Origin of the sequence: Synechococcus sp. R55.7, assembly GCF_047461955.1 — a bacterium.
Taxonomy (GTDB): Bacteria; Cyanobacteriota; Cyanobacteriia; order Thermostichales; family Thermostichaceae; genus Thermostichus.
Genome location: NZ_JANSIC010000053.1, coordinates 5,274 through 13,400, shown reverse-complemented (window position 1 = coordinate 13,400; position 8,127 = coordinate 5,274). Strand labels below are relative to the sequence as shown.

General features: G+C 58.0%; 6 protein-coding genes. 4 read left to right on the top strand and 2 right to left on the bottom strand.

From position 1 onward, the window contains the following. Positions 1-59: 59 nt before the first annotated feature. Positions 60-767 carry an RNA-guided endonuclease InsQ/TnpB family protein gene (locus NW820_RS04410; RefSeq protein WP_011432770.1) on the bottom strand — a complete coding sequence of 236 codons (708 nt, stop codon included), beginning with the start codon at positions 765-767 and terminating at the stop codon, positions 60-62. 256 nt (positions 768-1,023) lie between these two features. Between NW820_RS04410 and gcvT the strand changes: the two genes are divergently transcribed. Continuing rightward, the gene (gene gcvT, locus NW820_RS04405) at positions 1,024-2,148 is read left to right on the top strand and encodes a glycine cleavage system aminomethyltransferase GcvT (RefSeq protein WP_414406789.1); all 1,125 of its coding nucleotides are present in this window, start codon (positions 1,024-1,026) and stop codon (positions 2,146-2,148) included. A 9-nt stretch (positions 2,149-2,157) separates the two neighbouring features. Here the strand turns inward: gcvT and NW820_RS04400 are convergent, their stop codons facing one another. Beyond that, the gene (locus NW820_RS04400; protein WP_011432772.1) at positions 2,158-3,117 is read right to left on the bottom strand and encodes a sigma-70 family RNA polymerase sigma factor; all 960 of its coding nucleotides are present in this window, start codon (positions 3,115-3,117) and stop codon (positions 2,158-2,160) included. Between the two features lie 934 nt (positions 3,118-4,051). Here NW820_RS04400 and NW820_RS04395 point away from each other — a divergent pair. The 3 genes from NW820_RS04395 (at position 4,052) to NW820_RS04385 (ending at position 8,052) form a co-directional block, all read left to right on the top strand. Next, a complete protein-coding gene (locus NW820_RS04395) occupies positions 4,052-4,426 on the top strand; it encodes a DUF1257 domain-containing protein (protein ID WP_011432773.1) in 375 nt (124 codons plus the stop codon). Positions 4,427-4,449: 23 nt separating this feature from the next. Next, a complete protein-coding gene (locus NW820_RS04390) occupies positions 4,450-5,565 on the top strand; it encodes a pentapeptide repeat-containing protein (RefSeq protein ID WP_414406788.1) in 1,116 nt (371 codons plus the stop codon). A gap of 111 nt (positions 5,566-5,676) precedes the next feature. After that, positions 5,677-8,052 carry a phosphoketolase gene (locus NW820_RS04385; protein ID WP_414406787.1) on the top strand — a complete coding sequence of 792 codons (2,376 nt, stop codon included), beginning with the start codon at positions 5,677-5,679 and terminating at the stop codon, positions 8,050-8,052. The last annotated feature ends 75 nt before the right edge of the window (positions 8,053-8,127 follow it).

Sequence of the window (8,127 nt, the reverse complement as noted above, 5' to 3'; positions counted from 1 at the left end):
ATCGACCGTTACCAGTGCCTTAAACAACCGTTTCTGGTGTCCGCAGTATTATTATTATATCACAAGGCAAGTGAAGTTGTGTATTCCTCCCGATACTGACTTAATCTGCGCTGGTGCTGCTTTAACCTCCTTTCGCTGCGTCTGAGAAACTTTGGACACTCTACAGAGTTGCCGTTCTGGTCGGTGTAGAAAGCCTTCCAGCCCAAGTCAATGCCAATAACATTGCCTGTGTATTCTCCCTGCTCCTTGCGCTCCACATCCAAGCAGAACTGGGCATAGTACCCATCTGCCCTGCGTATCACCCGCACCCGATTGATTTTGGAGTTTAGGATATGGTGTCTTGCCTCACCATTGCAGTACAAGGCAAATGTTCCTGCGTTGAAGCCGTCGGTGAACGTGATGGACATGCCGTCAGGAGACAGCTTCCAGCCGGACAGCTTGTACTCGACCGACCGACAGTTCTTCTTGAACTGCGGATAGCCTTTCCTTGGCTCTTTGTTCTTGCAACGGCGGTAGAAGTTGGAGAGGGCAGACCAAGCTCTTTCGGCACTAGCTTGACGGGCGGCAGAATTGAGCTGGCGGGCGAAGGGGAACTCTTTGGCCAAGTCCTTGCAGAGGGAATACAGAACCGCTTTGGTCGCGCCCCGGTTATCCATCCAGTACCGTAGACACTTGTTTTGCACAAACTGCGCAGTGCGAATGGCTTCATCCAGAGCTTGGTACTGCTCTGCTGTGCCGTTGAGCAGCTTGGCTTCTCTGACCAACATATTGCTATTTTAAAGTGCTACGCACCGCTACCGCGAACAGCGTTCCTGAAGGGATAAAACGGTCTGCGCCTTACATCCCTACCCTCAAAGGCAGGGCTTTACGGCGTTTTTTCGGTAAAACCGCAGGGAGCGCTCCAGGTTGCCGACGCGGATCATAGTGTGGAGAAGGCGCATGGCACAAGCTCCGAGAAATGGGCGATGCTGCACTTATTTTAGTCTTTGACCTTTTAGTCTTTAGACCGCTGAGGATCCCTTGATGAGCCAAACGCCTCTGCAACGCACCCCCTTGTTCTCCCTTCATCAAGCTTTGGGGGCGCGATTTGTCTCTTTTGCCGGCTGGGAAATGCCGCTGCAGTATCGGGGAGTGATAGCAGAACATCGGGCAGTGCGGGAGAGGGTGGGGACATTCGACATTTCCCACATGGGCAAGTTCACCCTCTGGGGGCCGGAGCTGGGATCCCACCTCAGCCGTCTGGTTCCCAGCGATCTGAGCGCCGTTCCTGTGGGATCCGGTCGCTACACCGTCCTGCTCAATCCACTGGGGGGCATTTTGGATGATGTCATCTTCTACCGGCATCCACCGGAGGGTGAGCTGGAGCACTGGAGCGTGATCGTCAATGCAGCTACCCGGCAGAAGGATTGGGATTGGCTCAACCACCACTTCCAAGGGATCCCCGGAGTCAACCTTCAGGATCACTCCGACACTCGGGTCTTGTTGGCGGTGCAGGGGCCGGCAGCCGAACAGGTTCTCCAGCCCTTTTTGGAGGGATCCCTGAAGGCTTTGCGCCGGTTTCAGCACGGTCAGTTTGCCGGAGCGGCGGGAGCCTTGGGAGAGTCTATCTTCGTGGCCCGCACCGGCTACACCGGAGAAGATGGCTTTGAAGTCATGCTCAGCCCCGAAGACGGCATCCGCCTTTGGGAGCAACTGATTCAGGCCGGCGTACAACCCTGTGGGCTGGGCTGCCGCGATACCCTGCGCCTGGAGGCTGCCTTCCATCTTTACGGGCAGGACATGGACGAGAGCACCACTCCCTTAGAAGCCGGCTTGGGCTGGTTGGTGAACAACCCAGGGGACTACATCGGCAAGCCCGCCATCGAAAGCCAACGGCAGCAAGGGATCCCTCGCCAACTGGTGGGGTTTCGCATGCTGCATCCGGCCATCCCCCGCAGCGGCTATGCCATCTACGCTCCCAACTCCCCTGAGCCGATCGGACGGGTAACCAGCGGCACCCATTCTCCCAGTTTGGGCTACGGCATCGGCTTGGGCTATGTCGCTCCGGCTTGGGCCAAGGTGGGATCCCGGCTGGAAATTGAAATTCGGGGGCAGCGCCAGCCTGCCGAAGTGGTGAAAAAACCTTTCTACAGTGCTGCGCACCGCTGACGCAAACGGTTACAGGTTCCCGTTAACCCAGGGTTTGGCAGCTTTGGGCGTGGAGTATTCCTGTTGCAGCCGCCGCAATTTCCGCAAGGCCCGCCGCTCAATTTGTCGGACTCGCTCTCGCGAAAGGCCGATGTGCTCCCCAATTTCCCGCAGCGTTAGGCCCCTCGATCCATCCAGCCCATAGCGAGCCACGATCACCTGTCGTTCTCGTTCACTCAGTTGGCCCACCAGCGCGCGGACTTCCTCTCGACGGGCAAGCTGGGTTAGGTGTTCAACAGGGTCGTTGTCTTCATCTGGGATGAAGTGCTGCAGCTCGGTGCCGTCTTCATCCCCTACCCCCACATTCAAGGAACGCATCTCTGCCATGTGGCGGGTGATCAGCTCCCGGTAGTTATCGCCAATATCCAGAGAATCAAAAACTTCTTCCGCTTGGGGACGGGATCCCCTTTCGGCAGATAACTCGCGGTAGCGCCGCTTCACCTGGGAGACCTTTTCGTACATGTGGGCCGGCAGACGGATCATCCGCCCCTTGTTTTGGATGCCCCGGTTCACGCTTTGCCGGATCCACCAAGTGGCATAGGTGGAGAACTTGTAGCCACGGGTGGGATCGAACTTTTCCACGGCGCGGGTGAGGCCGATGGTGCCTTCCTGAATCAGATCCAGAAACGGCAAGCCTCGATTGCGATAGCGCTTGGCAATCGACACCACCAAGCGGAGGTTACACTCCACCATTCGTTTCTTGGCTGCTTCCCCCTGCCGCAGGATCTGCTGCAGCTCTGCTAAAGGGATCCCCAGCCGCTGGCTCCAACCTTCCACAGACTCATGGGGCTGCCGTTGCTCCAAGAGCGTCACCATCCGCTGCACCTGGTGAGCCAGGCGGAGCTCTTCTTCAGCGGTGAGCAACGAGTAGCGGCCAATCGTCTTTAAGAAACGCCCCACCGCATCTTGCAAGTCAAGACTTTCTGACATATCAAACCCCACACCATAAATTCATGTCCTGTCAGAATCTCTACTTCTCCTGCTGCATCGGGCCCTCTTCCTACACACGAAGCTGACCTTTCTGCAAACAGCACCTTATTCATACCAGCACAAAAGCCTTTTCGTAAAGGCTTTGACTTCGAAAAATCTAATCCAGAACTCGGTGTTTGACTCACTAAATTTATTGAGGCTGCTTCACTAGACACTACCGGCAGTGCTTTAAGTCCTTTTTTATTGAGTAGTAACTCTACCTTAAGTAGGAGGGAAGAGATCAACTATTTTATAAACTCAATCTTAAGTTCTAGATAGATTGAAAAAATTATTCCACTTGCTTGACCAGTTTTTAGTACCAAATCAGATCTTCAAGAGATCTTCAAGAGACAAAAAAGCAATTTTTTCATCCAATTTGTGGGACTAGAGATGAGTATTTTTGTTCGCAGAGCCATCGGAAAAGCTTACTTGGCAAGGCACAGCAAGGGTCATCGGCGGGTTTTTGGAACGGCTTGGGGCTGGTTTGGTACCTCATCGCCGGCAATTCCAGCCGGAGACAGACGAGAACAGATCCCTGTGGGACAGATTTTTGCTGCTGCCTCCAAACATAGTGGAGACTATCGTCAATTCTTGACTTTAGACGCTAGATGTAGATCCAAGATTTCTGTGTTACCGAACACGCCAGGCGCGGATGCCTCAGCCTTGGTGCTCCGTACCGCTATCGCGAATGCCGCAGCGCGCGCCTACATAAGAAGGCAGGTCAGGCCAGCCCAGCGACCCTCCAGGCCCAGGTGTGTTGCACTCCTGCGGGAGAAAGGGGGAGCTGCGTTCCGCTCGCTCGACCCACCGCAGGATGGTTTACATTTCTTCCACCACCCCAAGGGCGCTTTATAGTGAGGATCCGGTCTCCATCGGTCAAAGGATTGGAAGGGCCATGTCTCACTTCACCACCCTGCAAGTGCAAATCAAAGACGCCGATCTCCTGGAAGAGACTCTGAAGGAATTGGGCTACGCTGTGCAGCGGAATGCCAGCCTGCGGGGCTATCTCTGGAACCGCACCCGCGCCGATCTGGTGATCCGGCAAAAGAATGGCTTCGACATCGGGTTTCGTCGCAACGGGGATCACTACGAGCTGGTGGCCGATCTGTGGGGGGCGGGCATCGATCCCAAGACCTTCCTGGAGCCGATTTTGCAGCGCTACGCCCACAAAAGTTTGCTGCGCTCAGCCCGTGAGCAGGGCTATACCATCGAGGCCGAAGAAGTGCTGGAGGATGGCACCATCCGCGTGGTGGTGGGGCGTTGGCTATAAGCCAGGTTCATCGGGATCTGCCCATGGTAGGTAAGCCTCAGCCGGCTGTCAGAACTGGCCAGGGATCCCGGCCCCAACCTTGGGATCTGGTGTTGGGGGGGCAAACGGCAACCGGGAGCGCCCCGGCCCATGCCTTAGTGCTGGGAGGTCTCGAGGGGGCGCGGCGACGACTCGCCCATAGCGATGAAGCCGTGCGCTTAGCCACGCTATCCCAGTTGCTGCAGTACGGGTCGGCGGGCCTGGCCGAACTCATTGCAGCCCTCGCTGGCAACAGCTCTTGGGCGGTGCGGCTGGAAGCTTGGCGGCTGTTGTCTCAGCTAGGCCAGCCGGAGGCAGAACAGGCCTGTTGCACCTACAGCCCCTTTCGCCCGGTGGGGGGAGCGCAAGGGGTGATCGTGGCCTATCGGCGGGGGGAGCGGGATTTTGCCTATGCAGACCTGGAGGGAGCCGACCTTCAAGAAGCACGGCTGGGGGGGATCAACCTGTGGGAGGCCAACCTGAGGCGGGCCAACTTGCGCTTTTGCAACTTCAACGGCGCCCGGCTGCGGCAAACGGATTTGCGCCAAGCGGATTTGCAAGGGGCCAAGCTGAGCGGAGCCGACTTACAGGGAGCCGACCTGCGGGGATCCGACCTGAGGGGGGTAAAAGTTAGCGGCACCAGCCTGCGGGGATCCCGGCTTTCGGAAGAGACCCACCTAGAAGAACGGGTGCGCCACATCTGGCAGTTGCAGAACTGGGGGGGACAGGGACAGGATTTCTCCGGCCAAGACCTGAGCAAAGCCGATCTGCGAGAACTGGTGCTCTGTCAGATCCGGCTGAGGGGAGCGGATCTGAACCGGGCGGATCTGCGTGGATCCAACCTGGAGGGAGCGGACTTGGGGGGAGCCAACCTACAGCGGGCGGACTTGCGGGGGGCCAACTTGCAAAATGCCGACCTGGAAGGGGCCAATCTCAGCGGCGCCGAGCTGCGTCAGGCCCAGTTTCAGGGGGCTAACCTGCGGCGGGCCGATGTCAGCGGGGCCAACCTAACCCAAGCCAACCTGGAAGGAGCTCAGATCGAAGGGTTAAAGCACAGCGGATCCCGGATTGCCGGCCTGATCTTTCCCGACGGCACCCCGATCAAGCCCTGGTGGTGGTAACAGGTGCCTACCGCTCACCCAATGAGCCAAATCCAAAGGAATCCCAAGATCCCCCGGCAATTGGGCAAACCCGGATCACCATAGGAGTAGAGATACCTATGGGGTACAGCTATGGTTCTGGCAGAACAGCTCTCGACAAAACCGCTCACCGCCGACGAGCTTCGCAAAATGGATGCCTACTGGCGGGCCGCCAACTATCTGTCGGTCGGGCAAATCTATTTGATGGACAACCCGCTGCTGCGAGAACCCCTAAAACTGGAACATGTGAAGCCACGCCTGCTGGGGCACTGGGGCACCACACCCGGGTTGAACTTCATCTACGTGCATCTCAACCGCATCATCAAACGGGAAAACCTCAACATCCTCTACATCACCGGCCCCGGCCACGGTGGCCCTGCTCTGGTGGCCAACACCTACTTGGAAGGCACCTACAGCGAGGTGTATCCCAACATCGGCCAAGACGCCGAAGGCATGCGCAAGCTCTTCAAGCAATTCTCCTTCCCCGGCGGCGTGCCCAGCCACGTGGCTCCGGAAACCCCTGGCTCCATCCACGAGGGGGGAGAACTGGGCTATGCCCTGGCCCACGCCTTTGGGGCTGCCTTTGATAACCCCGATCTGCTGGTGGCCTGTGTGGTGGGGGATGGAGAAGCGGAAACCGGCCCCTTGGCCGCTTCCTGGCATTCCAACAAGTTCCTCAACCCCATCCACGACGGAGCAGTGCTGCCGATTCTGCACCTGAACGGCTACAAGATCGCCAATCCCACCGTTTTGGCCCGCCTCAGCCGTGACGAGCTGCAAAATCTGTTTGTGGGCTACGGCTACAAACCCTACTTCGTAGAAGGCTGCGAGCCGGCAGAGATGCACCAGTTGATGGCCGCCACTTTGGACACGGTGATCCACGAGATCCAAGAAATCCAGCAGCATGCCCGCAGCAAAGGGGATCCCACTCGTCCCCAGTGGCCGATGATCATCCTGCGCACCCCCAAAGGCTGGACCGGCCCCAAAGAGGTGGACGGCAAAAAGGTGGAAGATTTCTGGCGCTCCCACCAAGTGCCTCTGGCGGATCTGGCCAAAAAACCCGATCACCTCAAAGCTCTGGAAGACTGGATGCGCAGCTACAAGCCGGAAGAACTCTTCGATGAAAATGGCCGTCTGCTGCCGGAGCTGCAAGAGCTGGCCCCCAAAGGGGAAAAACGCATGGGGGCTTTGCCCCACGCCAACGGCGGCCTGCTGACGCGGGAGCTGAAAATGCCGGATTTCCGTCGCTACGCCGTGCCTGTCCCCCGCCCCGGCACCACCGAAGCCGAAGCCACCCGAGTTCTGGGGCAATTTCTGCGGGATGTGATGAAGCTCAACCCCCACAACTTCCGCCTCTTTGGCCCCGACGAGACGGCTTCCAACCGCTTGGATGCTGTGTTTGAGGCCAGTGACCGCACCTGGGTAGCTCCCATCTACGATTGCGACGAGCACCTCTCCCCAGATGGACGGGTGATGGAGATCCTCAGCGAGCACGTCTGTCAGGGCTGGCTAGAAGGCTATCTGTTGACCGGGCGACACGGGTTCTTCTCCTGTTACGAAGCCTTCATCCACCTGGTGGACTCCATGTTCAACCAACACGCCAAGTGGCTGAAAACCACCCGTCACATTCCTTGGCGGCGGCCCATCCCTTCCCTCAACTACCTGCTGACTTCCCACGTGTGGCGGCAGGATCACAACGGCTTTAGCCACCAGGATCCCGGCTTTTTGGATCACGTGGTCAACAAAAAGGCCGAAATCATCCGCGTCTACCTGCCCCCGGATACCAATACTCTGCTCTCGGTGGCCGACCACTGCCTGCGCAGCCGCCACTACGTGAATGTGATCGTGGCGGGCAAACAGCCGGCCCTGCAGTACCTGGATATGGATGCGGCCATCAAGCACTGCACCCAGGGCTTGGGCATCTGGGAATGGGCCAGCAATGATCAGGGTTCAGAGCCGGATGTGGTGATGGCCTGCTGCGGCGATGTGCCCACCATGGAAACCCTGGCGGCGGTGGACTTTTTGCGGCAGCACCTGCCGGAGATCAAGATCCGGGTGGTGAACGTGGTGAACCTAATGAAGCTGCAGCCGCCCAGCGAACACCCCCACGGCATTAGCGACAAGGAGTTTGTCAGTATCTTCACCCCCGACAAGCCCATCGTGTTTGCCTTCCACGGCTATCCTTGGCTCATCCACCGCCTCACCTACCGCCGTCCCAACCACCACAACCTGCACGTGCGCGGCTACAAGGAGGAAGGCACCACCACCACCCCCTTCGACATGTGCGTTCTCAACCAGGTGGATCGCTTTAACTTGGCCAACGACGTCTTGGAGCGGGTGGATCGCTTCAAGTACCGGCGGGATCACGTCCAGCAGCTTATCCGGGACAAGCTGGTGGAGCACAAGCAGTACATCTGCAAACACGGGGAAGATCTGCCGGAGGTGCGCAACTGGAAGTGGCCCTATTGAAGGGATCCCCACTCAACTAACTTTCGCCTCTGAGCTCTGGCAGGATAGAGTTTTTGAGGGTTTGGAGGTTGAGGG